Source organism: [Actinomadura] parvosata subsp. kistnae (genome assembly GCF_900323885.1).
Taxonomy (GTDB): Bacteria; Actinomycetota; Actinomycetes; order Streptosporangiales; family Streptosporangiaceae; genus Nonomuraea; species Nonomuraea composti.
Window position 1 is genome coordinate 1,281,559 of the sequence record NZ_OOHJ01000022.1, and the last position, 15,428, is coordinate 1,296,986.

10 protein-coding genes and 1 pseudogene are annotated in these 15,428 nt (G+C 71.1%); 2 read left to right on the forward strand and 9 right to left on the reverse strand.

The window, feature by feature from the left end; genetic code table 11:
- Positions 1-17: 17 nt before the first annotated feature.
- Positions 18-2,105 carry an ATP-binding protein gene (locus KIS93_RS48560; protein ID WP_155128402.1) on the reverse strand — a complete coding sequence of 696 codons (2,088 nt, stop codon included), beginning with the start codon at positions 2,103-2,105 and terminating at the stop codon, positions 18-20.
- Positions 2,106-2,254: 149 nt separating this feature from the next.
- Between KIS93_RS48560 and KIS93_RS48565 the strand changes: the two genes are divergently transcribed.
- Positions 2,255-3,310 (forward strand): PP2C family protein-serine/threonine phosphatase, encoded by a 1,056-nt coding sequence (locus KIS93_RS48565; protein ID WP_080042044.1) that lies wholly within the window; start codon positions 2,255-2,257, stop codon positions 3,308-3,310.
- 54 nt (positions 3,311-3,364) lie between these two features.
- Entirely contained in the window at positions 3,365-4,144 is a 780-nt protein-coding gene (locus tag KIS93_RS48570; protein ID WP_080042045.1) for a DNA-formamidopyrimidine glycosylase family protein, read from the forward strand.
- On the opposite strand, the gene KIS93_RS48575 is transcribed toward KIS93_RS48570, so the two are convergent.
- From KIS93_RS48575 to KIS93_RS48610, 8 genes and pseudogenes are all read right to left on the reverse strand, one after another.
- The gene (locus tag KIS93_RS48575) at positions 4,141-4,497 is read right to left on the reverse strand and encodes a helix-turn-helix domain-containing protein (RefSeq protein WP_080047144.1); all 357 of its coding nucleotides are present in this window, start codon (positions 4,495-4,497) and stop codon (positions 4,141-4,143) included. The two genes, KIS93_RS48570 and KIS93_RS48575, sit on opposite strands and share 4 nt — an antisense overlap.
- Before the next feature lie 286 nt (positions 4,498-4,783).
- Entirely contained in the window at positions 4,784-5,275 is a 492-nt protein-coding gene (locus KIS93_RS48580) for a CinA family protein (RefSeq protein ID WP_080042046.1), read from the reverse strand.
- A 3-nt stretch (positions 5,276-5,278) separates the two neighbouring features.
- On the reverse strand, positions 5,279-5,851 hold the full coding sequence (gene pgsA, locus KIS93_RS48585) for a CDP-diacylglycerol--glycerol-3-phosphate 3-phosphatidyltransferase (RefSeq protein ID WP_080042047.1): 573 nt from the start codon (positions 5,849-5,851) through the stop codon (positions 5,279-5,281).
- Entirely contained in the window at positions 5,848-7,260 is a 1,413-nt protein-coding gene (gene rimO, locus KIS93_RS48590) for a 30S ribosomal protein S12 methylthiotransferase RimO (RefSeq protein ID WP_080047145.1), read from the reverse strand. Before rimO ends, pgsA begins: the two co-directional genes overlap by 4 nt.
- 59 nt (positions 7,261-7,319) lie before the next feature.
- Positions 7,320-8,081: a helix-turn-helix domain-containing protein gene (locus tag KIS93_RS48595; protein WP_080042048.1), complete on the reverse strand. Its 762-nt coding sequence runs from the start codon at positions 8,079-8,081 to the stop codon at positions 7,320-7,322.
- An 83-nt stretch (positions 8,082-8,164) separates the two neighbouring features.
- Entirely contained in the window at positions 8,165-10,531 is a 2,367-nt protein-coding gene (locus KIS93_RS48600) for a DNA translocase FtsK (RefSeq protein ID WP_418113072.1), read from the reverse strand.
- Positions 10,532-10,742: 211 nt separating this feature from the next.
- Positions 10,743-11,357 carry a response regulator gene (locus KIS93_RS48605; protein WP_080042050.1) on the reverse strand — a complete coding sequence of 205 codons (615 nt, stop codon included), beginning with the start codon at positions 11,355-11,357 and terminating at the stop codon, positions 10,743-10,745.
- Positions 11,354-15,368: pseudogene (locus KIS93_RS48610) on the reverse strand (HAMP domain-containing protein). The gene KIS93_RS48605 and the pseudogene KIS93_RS48610 overlap by 4 nt, the downstream one beginning before the upstream one ends.
- Positions 15,369-15,428: the final 60 nt, after the last annotated feature.

Here is a 15,428-nt window from a genome sequence, read left to right on the forward strand (position 1 = left end):
CGACCTCACCCAGCACGTCAGCCCGGTACGGGCCCGCCCAGCGCGTACGCGACGCCGGCGTCCAGCTCGGCCTGCCGTCCCACCTGGAAGGCTCGGGTGTAGTCGCGGTCGCCGAGGGCGCCGCGCACCTGCTCCTCGCAGGCCCGCCGGACGGCGACGAGGGCGGGCAGGCCGGCCTGCTGCGTGCCCACGACGTCCCAGATCTGGTGGGCCAGCCCGAGCATGTGGGCGGCCCGCTCCTCCTGCCCCACCGCCATGGCCGCGGGGGCGAGCACGTCGATGGCCAGCGCCATCCCGGTGCTGTCGTTCAGCCGCCACTTGACCTCCAGCGCCGCCTGCGCGTACGCCAGCGCCTTCGACGCCCGCCCGTACGCCAGCTCGGCCTGGGCGCGCAGGACGTCGGCGTAGGCGCGCTGCCAGCGCTCGCCGTTGCGGTCGCAGAGCGTGCGCAGCCGTTCCAGCGCGGCGATGGCCTCGTCGAGCCTGCCGGTGGCGGTGCACGTGAGGCTGTAGGCGTTCAGTGAGAGCAGCGTCGGGCAGAGCAGGACGTCGTGCTCGGCCTCGTCGAGCAGCCCCTGGGCCAGCTCGGCGACGCGCGCGTGGTCGCCCGTGACGACCGCCACGGACATGTGGGCGCTGCGCGCCATGACGGCCGCCTCGACGTCGCCCTGCCGCTCGGCCTGGGCCGAGCACTCGGCCGCCAGCTCCGCCCCGCGCACCGCTTCGCCCTGGAGCAGCATGATGACGCTGCAGGCCCACAACGCCTTGGTACGGGCCGGCGACGGCTGGCGGTCCTGGGCCAGGGCCCGTTCGAGGTAGTGTTGCCCCTCCTTGTGGAAGCCGCAGGGATACCAGAAGAACCACAGGGCGGAGGCCAGCTCCATCGCGATGTGCCCTTCGGGCCGCGCGAGGGCGAACTGCAGGGCCGCGCGCAGGTTGTCGTGCTCGGCGGTCATGCGGTCGTACCAGGCGTACTGGTCGGGCCCCATCCACTGGGCGTCGCCCTCCCTGGCCAGCGCCAGGTAGTAGTCGCGGTGCCGGCGCCGGACGCGTTCGTCCTGGCCGAGGTCCTTCAGCCAGATGGCGCCGAACTCGCGGATGGTGTCGAGCATCCGGTAGCGGTCGCCGGCCCCGGTCGGCTCCCAGATGAGGATCGACTTGTCGGCGAGCGATTCGAGCAGTTGCGGGATCTGCCAGCTCGGCAGCCGGTCGTCGGCGCAGACCTGCTTGACGGCGGCCGGGTCGATGCTGCCGGCGAAGACGGAGGCGCGCGCCCACAGCAGCCGCTCGGCGGGGGTGCAGAGCTGGTGGCTCCAGCCGATCGCGGTGCGCAGGGCCTGGTGCCAGGGCGGGTCGGCGTCGTACACCTGGTGCTCGGTCGTGCCGAGCACGGTGAAGCGGTCGTCCAGCCGCTCGGCCAGCCGGTCGGGGGTCAGCTCGCGCAGCCGGGCGGCGGCCAGCTCGATGGCGAGCGGCAGCCCTTCGAGCCGCCGGCACACCCGCATGAGGGCGCCGCGGTTGCGCTCGTCGATCGCGAAGCCGGGCACCGTGGCGGCGGCGCGGTCGAGGAGCAGCTCCACCGCGTCGCCCTCCTGCCAGTCGTCGCCCTCGGGCACCGGCAGCGGCTCCACGCCGAGGACCCGCTCCTCGGCGCAGCCGAGCGGCCTGCGGCTGGTGGCCAGGACGCGGAGCTTCGGCGCCGCGGCGAGCAGCGTCTTGGCCGCCGCCGCGCACGTCTGGGTGAGGTGCTCGCAGGTGTCGAGCACGAGCAGGAGCTCCCGGTCGGCGAGGTAGTCGGCCAGCACCTCGGTGACCGGCCGGGCGCTCTGGTCGCTCAGCGGCAGCGCCTCGGCGATCGCGTACGGCAACGCGCTGCCCTCCACCAGCGGCGACAGCGCGACCAGCCACACCCCGTCGGCGAACTCCGCCCGCAGCTCGGCGGCGGCCCGCAGGGCGATCCTGGTCTTCCCGACCCCGGCCACGCCGGTGACCGTCACCAGCCGGGACCGGCCCAGCAGCGCCCGGACGCCGTCCACCTCCTCGCGGCGACCGATCAGTCTCGTGCTCTCGCTGGGGAGGTTTCCCTGCCACTGGCTGACTTGCATGATCGTCACCTCACAGGACTCGGCCTGCCCCACAGTTTGCCGGAATCGCTCCCGCACCGTCACTAAAAGTGAGAAGGTGACTACTCGCGATCGCAACCACCCGAGGGGGCGTCATCCCGCGGCAAATCCTCTCCAGGCACCAGCGCCGGTTGCTGCCCGCGCTGCTGGCGACCGAGGTGCTGGTCGCCCTGGCGGACGCCGCGTACGCCACGGTCTCGCTGTCCGGGTTGCTGCTGGCGGGGCCGATGGTCGCGGCCCAGTTGCTGACCGTACGCGGCACCGTCGTGGCCGCCGCCACGTCGCTGGCGCTGGCCCTGGCGCTGCCCGCGCTCGACGAGGGCTCCGACCTGCCACACCACCTCGTGCGGGCGCTGATCGTGGTCACCGGCGGCCTGTGGGCGTACGCGACGGCCCGCACCCACGCCCGACACCGGGCCGAGCTGGCCCGCATGACCCGCATCGCGGAGTGGGCCATGATCCCGGCGCTCCCTCCCGAGCTGGGCGGGGTCAGCCTGGCGGCGCACACCCGTTCGTCGGCCGACGGCGGCCGCATCGGCGGCGACCTGCACGACGCCGTCGCCACGCCGACCGGCCTGCGCCTGATCATCGGCGACGTCAAGGGCCACGGCCTCGACGCCGCGCATCTCAGCGCCACCGTGCTGGCGGCCTTCCGGCGCACCGCGGCCACCGCGCCCGACCTGGCCGCCCTGGCACTCGACCTCGACGCCCGCATCTCCCCCGGCCTCGGGCCGGAGGACTTCGTGACCGTGCTGCTGGCCGAGTTCGTGCCGGGCGGGGTGCTGCTGGTCAACTGCGGTCATCCCGCGCCCGTCCGCGTGGACAGCCGCCTGCGGGCGCTGCACCCGCCCCGCCCGTGCCGCCCGCTCGGCCTGTTCCCCGAGCCGTACGTGTGGCGCGTCCGGCTGCTGCACTCTGACCGCCTGCTCCTCTACACCGACGGCCTGACCGAGGCGCGCAACGGCGAGGGCGCAGGGCTGCCGTTCGACGCGCACCTGCACGAGGCGCTGACGCAGGCGACGCTGGAGGAGTCGCTGCGCGAGGTCCTCGGCCTGCTGCGCCGCCACACGGGCGACGCGGGCACGCCCCAGGGGGATGACCTGACGCTGATCCTGGCCCAGCCCGTCCTGGTGCGGGACGCGCCCACCCCCGCGCCGATCAGGGAGGACCGGCACAGCCTCGACTGACACACCCGGCCGCTTTCTCGAATGCCGGCGGAAACACCCTCTTAAACTGGGTGAATGCCCGAAGGAGACGCCGTTTACCGCACCGCCGCGCGGCTCAGGGGCGCGCTGGACGGTCACATCCTGACCAGGTCGGACTTCCGCGTGCCCCGGTACGCCACGTCCGACCTCACCGGCCGCCGCGTGCTGACCACGCTCTCCCGGGGCAAGCACCTGCTCACGCGGGTGGAGGGCGAGCTGACCGTGCACACGCACCTGCGCATGGAGGGGCGCTGGCAGGTCTCGGCGGCGGGCAGCCGGGTCCCGCCCGGCGACCAGGTGCGGCTGATCCTGGCCAACGAGCGGTGGCAGGCGGTCGGCATCAGGCTCGGGATGGTGGATCTCGTCCGGACGGGGGACGAGGCGCGCCTGGTGGGTCACCTGGGGCCGGATCTGCTCGGCGCGGACTGGGACCCGGATGAGGCCGTGCGAAGGCTACGAGGGGCGCCCGACAGGACCATCGGGGAGGCGCTGCTCGATCAGCGCAACCTGGCGGGGATCGGCACGATCTATCGCGCCGAGACCCTGTTCCTGCGCGGGATCTGGCCGTGGAAGAAGGTCGGGGAGATCGAGGATCTCGAGGGGCTCGTGTCGCTGGCCCAGCGGCTGCTGGACGCGAACAAAGGACATGCGGACACGGTGACGACAGGTGATCGCCGGCCAGGCAACCAGACCTGGGTCTACGGCAGGGCAGGCAGGCCCTGTCGCCGATGCGGCACCCGCATCAGCCGCGGGGAGATGGGGGCGCAGCCACAGGAACGGCTGATCCTGTGGTGTGCGGGCTGCCAGCCGCGTTAGGCAGCCACCATGTCCTTGACTTCGGGGAAGACGGAGTCGGAGATCGACCCGGGAACCGTCTCGCCGAGAGGCAGACGCTCGTGCTCGGGCACGTCGGCAAGCACAGGGGTGGCCTGGAGCTCCGCCAGCGCGAACTGGTCGGACACCTCACGCAACACCTGCGAAAGCGGCACACCGAGCGCGCCGCAGATCGACGCGAGCAGCTCGGACGATGCCTCCTTCTGGCCGCGCTCCACCTCGGACAGGTAGCCGAGTGAGACACGGGCCAGCGTGGACACCTCGCGTAGCGTGCGCCCCTGCCGCACCCGCAGCCGCCTCAGCACGTCTCCGAGCAGCTGACGCAGCAAAATCATCTGTCGCTCCCTCCCCGGCGTGGATGTCTTCACCACGCCCCGCGCGATCGGATCGTGCCGCACTTTGGTCTTCTTAGCTTCGTACATACTCCTCGCCGTCATCATCGGGCGTCGCCGCCCCTGGCCCGCCGCTCGTGGCTCGTTGCGCGACTCATCAGGCCCGCCTGCCGGGCGCTCGGTGCTTGCAGTTGGCTCACGGACCTCACTCACAGCTCCACCGTACCCGTATCCACCGACACCGCGTCAGACCGCGCATCGCATGTTCGCTCGGGACGTAACACGGTAATCACCCGGAATGTTCCCCTATGTTCGCCTTCAGCACACCTGACAGGAGATCGACTGCCTCGTCCACCGTCTCTACCCTGATACGTTCGCGCGACCCTTCCAGTCTCAATTCCCGGGACCAAATCTTCCCGCCAGGCCCGGAAACAGCCACGTGCACCGTGCCCACCGGCTTTCCGTCCTGTGGCTCCGGCCCCGCCACGCCCGTCACGGCCACCCCGTACGTGGCGCCACAGACCCGCGCGACCCCCGCGGCCATCGCGGCGGCCACATCGGCGTGCACGGCCCCCTCGCGCGCAAGCAGGTCCGCCGGCACCCCCAGCAACTCGTGCTTGAGCTCGGTCGCGTAGGAGACGACACCGCCCCGGAACGCCTGGGACGCCCCCGACACCGACGTGATGGTCGCCCCGATGAGCCCGCCCGTGAGCGACTCGGCCACCGCGACCGTCGCCCCCTGGGCCACCAGCATCCTCAACATCCCGGCCGTGTCCGGCATCGATCACTCCCCGCGCGCCTGCCTGGCCACCTGACGCAGCTTCACTGCTCTGACGATGTAGTCGGCCCCCGTGACCACGGTGACCACGACCGCCCCGCCCATCACCACCCACCGGACCGGGCCCGGCACGAAGGGCAGGAGGTAGAGGACGATGGCGGCGATCTGCAGCACGGTCTTGACCTTGCCGCCGTAGCTGGCCGGGATGACCGCGTGCCGCAGCAGCACGAGCCTGAGCACCGTGATGCCGAGCTCTCTGCCCAGGATCACCCCCGTGACCCACCAGGGCAGCTCGCCGAGGATCGACAGGCACACCAGCGCGGCCCCGGTGAGCGCCTTGTCGGCGATCGGGTCGGCGATCTTGCCGAAGTCGGTGATGAGGCCGTAGCGCCTGGCCAGCTCCCCGTCGAGGTGATCGGTGATCGAGGCCACGGCGAAGACCGCCAGCGCGGTCACCCGCCAGCCCGTGCCCGGCAGGAAGAGGCAGACGACGAAGAAGGGGACGAGCGCCAACCGGAGGACCGTGAGGACGTTGGCGATGTTCCACGGGCTTACCACGCGGCGCTCGTCCCTTTTCATGGACCGCCGGCCTTGATGCGCGCGATCAGGTCGACCCCTTCGGCGTCGACCACGTGCGCGCGGACGATCTGACCCTTGACCAGGCCGATGCCCTGCACCGTGACGGAGCCGTCGACCTCGGGCCCCTGGTGCGCCGCACGGCCCTCGTAGCCGCCGTCGCCGAGGTCGTCGTCGATCAGCACGTCGACCTCGGTGCCGATGCGCTCCTCCGCCCGCTGGGCGGTCAGCTCCTCGGCCAGCTCGGTCAGCACGCGCACGCGCTCGTCGATGACCTCCTGGTCGAGCTTGCCGGGCAGCTTGGCCGCCTCGGTGCCGTCCTCGTCGGAGTAGCCGAACACGCCGATGACGTCGAGCCTGGCCTCCTCCAGGAACCCGACCAGCTCGCCGAACTCCTCCTCGGTCTCGCCGGGGAAGCCCACGATGAAGTTGGAGCGCACGCCCGCCTCCGGGGCGCGCTCGCGGATGGTCTCCAGCAGCCCCAGGAAGCGCTCGGGGTCGCCGAAGCGGCGCATCCGGCGCAGCACGGTGCCGCTGGCGTGCTGGAAGGACAGGTCGAAGTAGGGGGCGACGCCCTCGGTGGCGCAGATGACGTCGATCAGGCCCGGGCGCAGCTCGGCGGGCTGCAGGTAGCTGACCCGCACCCGCTCGATGCCCTCGACGGCGGCGAGCTGCGGCAGCAGCTTCTCCAGCGCCCGCAGGTCGCCCAGGTCCTTGCCGTAGGACGTGGAGTTCTCGCTGACCAGGACGAGCTCGCGCACGCCCCGGTGGGCCAGCCAGTCGGCCTCGGCGAGCAGCTCGTCGGGCCGGCGCGAGACGTAGGAGCCGCGGAAGGCCGGGATGGCGCAGAACGTGCAGCGCCGGTCGCAGCCGGAGGCCAGCTTGAGCGAGGCCACCGGGCTCTCGTCGAGCCGTTTGCGCAGCACGCGCGGCCCGCTGGCGGGCGCCAGGCCCTCCGGCAGGTCGCCGTGGCCGGGGATGCTGGCCTTGGGCGCGGCGGCCCGGTCGACCGGCGAGATGGGCAGCAGGGTGCGGCGGTCGCGGGGCGTGTGCGGCTTCAGCGGCCGGTCGGCGAGCACGTCGTCGAGGCGGTCACCGATCTCGGCGTAGTCGTCGAAGGAGATGACCGCGCTGGCCTCGGGCAGGGCCTCGGCGAGCTCGTTGCCATAGCGCTCGGCCATGCAGCCCGCCGCCACCACCTTCACGCCGGTGTCGGCGGCGGCCAGGAGCGTGTCGATGGAATCTTTCTTGGCCGAGTCAATGAAGCCACACGTGTTGACGACGACGACGTCGGGGTCGTCGTCGCCCAGCTGCCAGCCGGCAGCCTCGAGTCGCGCGGCCAGCTCCTCGGAGTCGACCTCGTTGCGTGCGCAGCCCAGAGTGATCAGCGATGCGGTTCGGCGGGATGACATGGTGAACACTACGGTATCGGGAGTTGGCCACCACCCGATGCACGGGCTCCCTCAGGTGACTACCGCGACTGCGGTTTGGGCGGCCCGAACGAGCGCCGCACCACGTCTCCCCGGCCGCCGAGACCCTTCACTTTCTTGCCGTTGACGTGCACCGTCACCGCTCCGGCGTCGCCCAGCAGCACGTTGAGCTTCTCGGGCGCGCGCCACGTGGAGGTCTTGCCCGCCTTGAGCGTGCCCGCGAACAGCTTGTGCCCCTCGGCGTCGTGCAGGCTCACGTACGACGACCGCTTCGCCTTGATACGCACCGTAACGGTGTTCTTGGCCGACGTCTTGGACGGCGTCGGCTTCGGCGTCTCGGTGATGGGCGTGTTCGGCGGGACGCTGGGCCGGGCCGAGGCGGCGCGCACGTCGCCCGTGCGCACCTGGTCGCTGGCGCCGCCCATCACCCGCATCATGCCGAAGACGACCACGATGGCCAGGGCCACGCCGAGCGCCATCGTCCAGTTGGGCCCGCGCCGCTCCGGCAGGTGGATCTTGCGATCGGCCTGGAACACGGCCGAGGCCGGCATGGGCTGCGGCGGCCCGCCGTACTGCTGGTCGTAGAGATGGACCGTGGCCTCCGGATCGAGGCCCACGGCCCTCGACACGGCCCGGACGTGGCCCCTGGCATAGAAGGCGCCCCCGCACTGGCCGTAGTCGTCCTGCTCCATGCAATGGATCATGGCCTCGCGAATTCGGGTGGCCGCGCTCACCTGCGCGACCGTCAGCCCGGCCGTCTGCCTGGCCGCCCGCAGCATGGCCCCGATGCTCTGCTCCTGCACAGCGAACCGCCCCCCACCACACCGACTACTCTTCGTGGTGGTACCTATTCAAGCAGTTATCGCCGTGCAACTGTGCATTGGGGTCATTCGCCACGCAGATCGGCCAGCAAACCCGGCAGATCGTCGGGCTTGACGAGCACCTCCCGCGCCTTCGAGCCCTCGCTCGGGCCCACCACGTTCCGGCTCTCCAGCAGGTCCATCAGCCGCCCCGCCTTGGCGAACCCGACCCGCAGCTTGCGCTGCAGCATCGAGGTCGAGCCGAACTGCGTGGTCACGATCAGCTCGGCCGCCTGGATCAGCAGGTCGAGGTCGTCGCCGATGTCCTCGTCGATCTCCTTCTTGACCGGCGCCGCCGCGACGTCCTCGCGGTACTCGACCTGCATCTGCTCCTTGCAGTGCGCGACGATCTCGGCGATCTCCTTCTCCGAGACGAACGCGTTCTGGATGCGGATCGGCTTGCTCGCCCCCATGGGCAGGAACAACGCGTCACCCTGGCCGACCAGCTTGTCGGCGCCCGGCTGGTCGAGGATGACCCGCGAGTCGGTGAGGCTGGAGACGGCGAAGGCGAGCCTGGACGGCACGTTCGCCTTGATCAGGCCGGTGACGACGTCCACCGACGGCCGCTGCGTGGCGATCACCAGGTGGATGCCCGCCGCGCGGGCGAGCTGCGTGATGCGCACGATCGAGTCTTCGACATCGCGCGGGGCCACCATCATGAGGTCGGCCAGCTCGTCCACGATCACCAGCAGGTACGGGTACGGCTGGTAGACCCGCTCGCTGCCCGGCGGCGGCTGCAGCTTGCCCGCCCGCACGGCCTTGTTGAACTCGTCCACGTGCCGGAACCCCGACGCCGCCAGGTCGTCGTAGCGCCGGTCCATCTCGCCCACGACCCATTCGAGGGCTTCGGCGGCCTTCTTCGGGTTCGTGATGATGGGGGTGATCAGGTGGGGGATGCCCTCGTACACGCTGAGCTCGACCCGCTTGGGGTCGACCAGCACCATGCGCACCTCGTCGGGGGTGGCGCGCATCAGGATGGAGGTGATCAGGCCGTTGACGCAGACCGACTTGCCGGCGCCGGTGGCGCCCGCGATGAGCAGGTGCGGCATCTTGGCGAGGTTCGCGACGATGGTGCGGCCCTCGACGTCCTTGCCCAGGCCGACGATCATCGGGTGGTGGTCGGCCTGCGCCACCTGCGAGCGCAGCACGTCGCCGAGCGCCACGAGGTCCTTGTCGGCGTTCGGGATCTCGACGCCGATCGCGGACTTGCCGGGGATCGGCGACAGGATGCGCACGTCGGCGGACTTGACCGCGTAGGCGATGTTCTTGGTCAGCGCGGTGACCTTCTCCACCTTCACGGCCGGCCCGAGCTCGATCTCGTAGCGGGTCACCGTCGGGCCGCGGGTGAAGCCGATCACCTGCGCGTCGATGCTGAACTGCTCCAGCACGCTGGTCAGCGCGTTCACCACGGTCGTGTTGGCCTTGGTCTGCGGCTTGGGCGCGGTGCCCGGCTTGAGGTACTGCAGGTCGGGCAGGCTGTACGGGCCCGCCTGGGGCGACAGGACGAGCTGCTCGACCTTGCGCGGCGCGGGCGTCGGCTGCGGCGGCTCAGGACGCCTCTCAGCCTCGGGAGCGGGCGTCTCCTCCTCGTCGGTCAGCCCCGGCACGATCTCCGGCGAGTGGTCGGGCTTCTTGTCCTTCTCGGCGATGACCGGCGAGTCGTACGGCTTGACGACGTCCTCGCCCTCCACGGGCTTCTTGGCCCTGGCCCGCTTCCTGGCGGCCGGCTTGGGGGCGGTCTCGGTGTCGGCGTGCCGGACGAACAGCATGTGCCGCAGCTCCGCCAGCCGCTCGGGGATCCGGTGCACCGGCGTGGCGGTGATGACCAGCACCCCGAACCCGGACAGGAGCAGCAGCAGCGGGATCGTCACCCACGGCGGCAGGATGCTCATCGGCGGCGCCGACACGATGAACCCCACCATGCCGCCGGCCTGCGCCACCTTGTCCATGCCCTGGCCCTCACCGGCCGGGTACGGGGTGTCGTTGGCCACGTGGATCACGCCGAGCACGCCCACCATCAGCGCCGCCCACCCGATGACCATGCGCCCGGTGTCGGCGTTCTGGTCGGGGTGGCGCAGGTAGCGCCAGGCCAGCAGCCCGAGCAGCAGCGGCAGCGCCCAGGCCAGCGAGCCGAACACGCCCCGCACGGTCGCGTTGACCACGCCGGCCACCGCGCCCTCGGAGTTGCGCCACGTCATGGCCGCCAGCACGATCGCGCCCGCCAGCACCGTCAGGCCGACCCCGTCGCGCCGGTGCGCGGGATCGAGCTCGCGGGCGTTCTTGCCCAGCGCCCGCGCCGCGCTGCCGATGCCGTTGGCGAACAACATCCACAGCCCGACGATCAGCCTGCCGACCATGGTGAAGACCCAGCTGATCGGGTCGGGGTGGGTCATCGAGGGCTTGCGGCCGGAGGCGGCGCTCTTCGTTCTGGGACGTCCCGCCGACGCGGCCCCGCGCTTGGCAGGGGTCGAACGGGACGAGGTCGACCGCTTCGCCGGCCCCTTCGATGCGCTTTTCGGCGTACGGGTGGCCATGATGCCAAAGGTACGACGGAGACACGGGGGTACGCGCGGAGGCTCGCCGATGTCCTGACCGACGGGAAGGTCATTCCCTGCCGCGTGCCGTCGAGACCGCCTCGAACGCCGTCTGCATGGCCCCCACCCGGTCGGCCAGGTCCTTGACCGCCTCCCGCACCCCCTCGTCGCCCGCCGCGTCGCCGGCCAGCCCTTCGAGGCGCGTCTCGACCGCCTCCAGCCGCCGCGCGAACCCGTCGAGCGCCTCGTTGTCCTGGACGAGCTGGGCGAGCAGCGCCGCCTGCTCCATCAGCACCGCGGTCTTCCTGAACAGCTCCATGAACACCGCCACCTTCGAGCGCAGCACCCACGGGTCGAACGGCTTGGTGAGGTAGTCGACCGCGCCCACCGCGTAGCCGCGGAAGGCCGAGCCGGAGTTCGGCTCGGTGCCGGTCAGGAAGATGATCGGCACGTCGCGGGTCTGGTCGAGCCGCTTGATGTGGGTGGCGGTCTCGAAGCCGTCCATGCCGGGCATGAGCACGTCGAGCAGGACGACCGCGAAGTCGTGGCGCAGCATCAGCTTCATCGCCTCGGGCCCCGACCTGGCCTTGAACAGCAGCTGTTGCAGCGGCCTGAGCACGGCCTCCAGCGCGACCAGGCTCTCCTCGTTGTCGTCGACCAGCAGGATCTTGACCTGTCGGTTCATCCGTCCCCCTCCCGTTCGCCCGCGAGCCACCCTCGCATCACCTCCAGGAGCTGGTCGAGGTCCACGGGTTTGGGCACGTAGTCGGAGGCGCCGCAGGAGATCGTCTTCTCCCGGTCGCCCGGCATCGCCTTGGCGGTGAGCGCGATGATCGGCAGGCCGGCGAACCGCGGCATCTGCCGCACGGCGGCCAGCGTCTCGTAGCCGTCCATCTCGGGCATCATCACGTCCATGAGGACCAGCGCGATGTTCTCCTCCCGCTCCAGCGCCTCGATGCCCTCCCTGCCGTTCTCGGCGTAGACGATCTCCATGCCGAGCCGGCCGAGCACGTGGGTCAGGGCGTAGACGTTGCGGATGTCGTCGTCCACGATGAGCACCCGCCGGCCGGCGAACGCGGCCCCGAGCGGGCCCTGCCTGAGCCGGCTCAGCCGGGAGGAGGACTGCCACGGGTCGTCGGCGTCGGCCTGCCAGGCGGGCGGCGGCATGCGCGGCTCGGCGCTCTCGGACGGCGACTGCTCGGGGCCGCTGGCTGCGCAGCCGGCCGGAACGTACAGGGTGAACGTGCTGCCCTCGCCCGGGGTGCTGACGGCGTGGATCTCGCCGCCGAGCAGGCGGGCGATCTCGCTGCTGATCGACAGGCCGAGGCCGGTGCCGCCGTACTTGCGGCTGGTGGTGCCGTCGGCCTGCTGGAAGGCGCCGAAGATGGCCGGCAGCTTGTCGGCGGCGATGCCGATGCCGGTGTCGCGCACCGCGAAGGCGAGCATCGGCAGGCCGTCGGGGTCGGGTTTGTCCTCGGCGACCGACACCGCCAGGCGCACCTCACCCGAGGCGGTGAACTTGACCGCGTTCGACAGCAGGTTGCGCAGGATCTGCTGGAGCCTGCGCTCGTCGTTGTAGAGCTCGCGCGGGGTGCCGGGGGCGACCTCGATCTCGAACGTGAGCCCCCGGTCGACGGTGAGGGGGCGGAAGGTGGCGTCCACGTAGTCGAGCAGCTTGCTCAGCGGCAGCTTCTCCGGCCGCACGTCCATGCGCCCCGCCTCGATCTTGGACAGGTCGAGGATGTCGTTGATGAGCTGGAGCAGGTCGCTGCCGGCGTTGTGGATCGTGCCGGCGAACTCGACCTCCTGCTCCGACAGGTTCCCCTCCGGGTTGTCGGCCAGCAGGCGGGCCAGGATGAGCAGGCTGTTGAGCGGCGTGCGCAGCTCGTGCGACATGTTCGCCAGGAACTCCGACTTGTAGCGGGACGAGGTGGCCAGCAGGTGGGCCTTCTCCTCCAGCGCCGCGTTGGACCTGCGCAGCTCGGCCTGCTGGCGCTGCAGCTCGTCGGAGCGGCCCTGGAGCTGCTGGGCCAGCCGCTGCGACTCCGACAGCAGCGCCTCGGTGCGGGCGTTGGCGATGATGGTGTTGATGGCGACGCCGATCGTGACCACGAACTGGTCGAAGAAGGCCAGGTGCACGTCACTGAACCGGCTGAACGAGGCCAGCTCGATCACGCCGAGCACGTTGTCCTCGAACACGATGGGCAGCACCACCACGCTCGCCGGCGCGGCCTCCCCCAGCCCCGAGTGCACGGTGATGTAGCCGGGCGGCACGTCCTCCAGCAGGATGCGCTTGCGCTCCAGCGCCGCCTGCCTGATCAGGCCCGGCCCGGGCGCGCCGTGGCCGCGCAGCACGTCGTGGGCGGCGCCGTAGCCGGCGATGTAGGCCAGCGCGCCGTCCACGGACTCGGCGTCGGCCAGGAAGAAGGCGCCGTACTGGGCGCTGACCAGCGGCGTCAGCTCGCGCAGGATCAGGTCGGCGACCTCGACGAGGTTGCGGTGCCCCTGCATGAGGCCCGCGATGCGGGCCAGGTTGCTCTCCAGCCAGTCCTTCGCCCGGGTGGTCTCGCGCAGGTTGGCGACCATGAGGTTGACGTTGTTCTTCAGCTCGGCGACCTCGCCCTTGGCCTCCAGGCTGATCGAGCGGCTGAGGTCGCCCTGGGCGACGGCGCTGGCCACCTCCGCGATGGCGCGGACCTGGGTGGTGAGGTTGCCGGCGAGCTCGTTGACGTTCTTGGTGAGGCGCTCCCACGTGCCGTAGACGCCCTCGACCTCGGCCTGGCCGCCCAGCCTGCCCTCCGAGCCGACCTCGCGGGCCACCCGCGTGACCTCGGAGGAGAACGACGACAGCGTGTCGACCATGGTGTTGATCGTGGTCTTCAGCTCCAGGATCTCGCCGCGCGCGTCCACGTCGATCTTCTTGGACAGGTCGCCGTTGGCCACGGCGGTGGCGACCTGGGCGATGTTGCGGACCTGGCTGGTCAGGTTGGAGGCCATGAAGTTGACGTTGTCGGTGAGGTCCTTCCACACCCCCGACACCCCGCGCACCTGCGCCTGACCGCCCAGCCGGCCCTCCGTGCCCACCTCGCGCGCCACCCGCGTCACCTCGTCGGCGAAGGCGGACAGCTTGTCGACGGTGGTGTTGATGGTGTCCTTGAGCTGCAGGATCTCGCCCCGCGCGTCGACGGTGATCTTCTTCGACAGGTCGCCGTTGGCGATGGCGGTGGTGACCATGGCGATCGAGCGGACCTGGCTGGTCAGGTTCGAGGCCATGAAGTTGACGTTGTCGGTCAGGTCCTTCCACACCCCCGACACCCCCGCACCTGCGCCTGACCCCCCAGCCGCCCCTCCGTGCCCACCTCACGGGCCACCCGCGTCACCTCGTCGGCGAACGCCGACAACTGGCCCACCATCGTGTTGACGGTGTCCTTGAGCTGCAGGATCTCGCCCTTGACGTCCACGCTGATCTTGCGGCTGAGGTCTCCCTGGGCGACGGCGGTGGCGACCTGGGCGATGTCGCGTACCTGCTCGGTGAGGTTGGAGGCCATGAAGTTGACGTTGTCGGTCAGGTCCTTCCACACCCCCGACACCCCCCGCACCTGCGCCTGACCCCCAGCCGGCCCTCCGTGCCCACCTCACGGGCCACCCGCGTAACCTCGTCGGCGAAGGCCGACAGCTGGCCCACCATCGTGTTGATGGTGTCCTTGAGCTGCAGGATCTCGCCCCGCGCGTCCACGGTGATCTTCTTCGACAGGTCGCCGTTGGCCACCGCCGTCGTCACCTGCGCGATCGAGCGGACCTGGGTGGTCAGGTTGGAGGCCATGAAGTTGACGTTGTCGGTGAGGTCCTTCCACGTGCCCAGCACGCCCTTGACCTCGGCCCGGCCGCCGAGCTGGCCCTCGGTGCCGACCTCGCGCGCCACCCTCGTCACCTCGCTGGCGAACGACGAGAGCTGGTCCACCATCGTGTTGACGGTCAGCTTCAGCTCCAGCAGCTCGCCGGTGGCCTCGACCGTCACCTGCCTGGTCAGGTCGCCCCTGGCCACGGCGGTGGTGACCACGGCGATGTCGCGCACCTGCGCGGTCAGCCGGGCGGCCATGGCGTTGACCGCCTCCGTCACGTCGCGCCAGCTGCCCGACATGCCCTGCACCTTGGCCCGGCCGCCGAGCCGCCCCTCGGTGCCGACCTCGCGCGCCACCCTCGTCACCTCGCCGGAGAACAGCGCGAGCTGGTCCACCATCCGGTTGACCGCCTTGCCCATGAGGCGCAGCCCGCCGCGCAGCGGCCGATCGTCCTCCTGGAGGTCCACCCGCTTCGACAGGTCGCCGTCGGCGACCGCGTTGAGCACCCTCGTGGCCTTGGCCGCCGGGATCACGAGCGCGTCGATCAGTGTGTTGACGGCCGCGACGTTGACCGCCCAGCTCCCCGTGCCCGGGCTGGGGCTGAGCCGCTCGTCGAGCCGTCCCCGCCTGGCCACCTCGGTGCGCAGCCGGGTCAGCTCGTTCGACAGGTGCTCGTTGCGATCGACGACCTGGTTGAACGTGATCGCCAGCTCGGCGAGGAAGGGATCGTCGGGCGGGTCGAGCCGGCTGCGGAAGTTGCCGTCGCGCAACCCCTGCAGGGCCACGAGCAGCGGACGCAGCTCCGCGGGGTGGAGCGATCCAGGGGTGTACGGAGGGTCCAACTGCGCGACCATGGCGGCCTTCTTCACAACTGGAGGTATCAACGGCATCAGTCTGCCACTCTGAGAGTGACC

Coding starts and splice junctions, on each gene's coding strand:
- KIS93_RS48560 (WP_155128402.1), bottom strand. CDS start 2,105: ATGCAAGTCAGCCAGTGGCAGGGAAACCTCCCCAGCGAGAGCACGAGA.
- KIS93_RS48570 (WP_080042045.1), top strand. CDS start 3,365: ATGCCCGAAGGAGACGCCGTTTACCGCACCGCCGCGCGGCTCAGGGGC.
- KIS93_RS48575 (WP_080047144.1), bottom strand. CDS start 4,497: ATGATTTTGCTGCGTCAGCTGCTCGGAGACGTGCTGAGGCGGCTGCGG.
- KIS93_RS48580 (WP_080042046.1), bottom strand. CDS start 5,275: ATGCCGGACACGGCCGGGATGTTGAGGATGCTGGTGGCCCAGGGGGCG.
- pgsA (WP_080042047.1), bottom strand. CDS start 5,851: ATGAAAAGGGACGAGCGCCGCGTGGTAAGCCCGTGGAACATCGCCAAC.
- rimO (WP_080047145.1), bottom strand. CDS start 7,260: ATGTCATCCCGCCGAACCGCATCGCTGATCACTCTGGGCTGCGCACGC.
- KIS93_RS48600 (WP_418113072.1), bottom strand. CDS start 10,531: ATGACCCACCCCGACCCGATCAGCTGGGTCTTCACCATGGTCGGCAGG.
- KIS93_RS48605 (WP_080042050.1), bottom strand. CDS start 11,357: ATGAACCGACAGGTCAAGATCCTGCTGGTCGACGACAACGAGGAGAGC.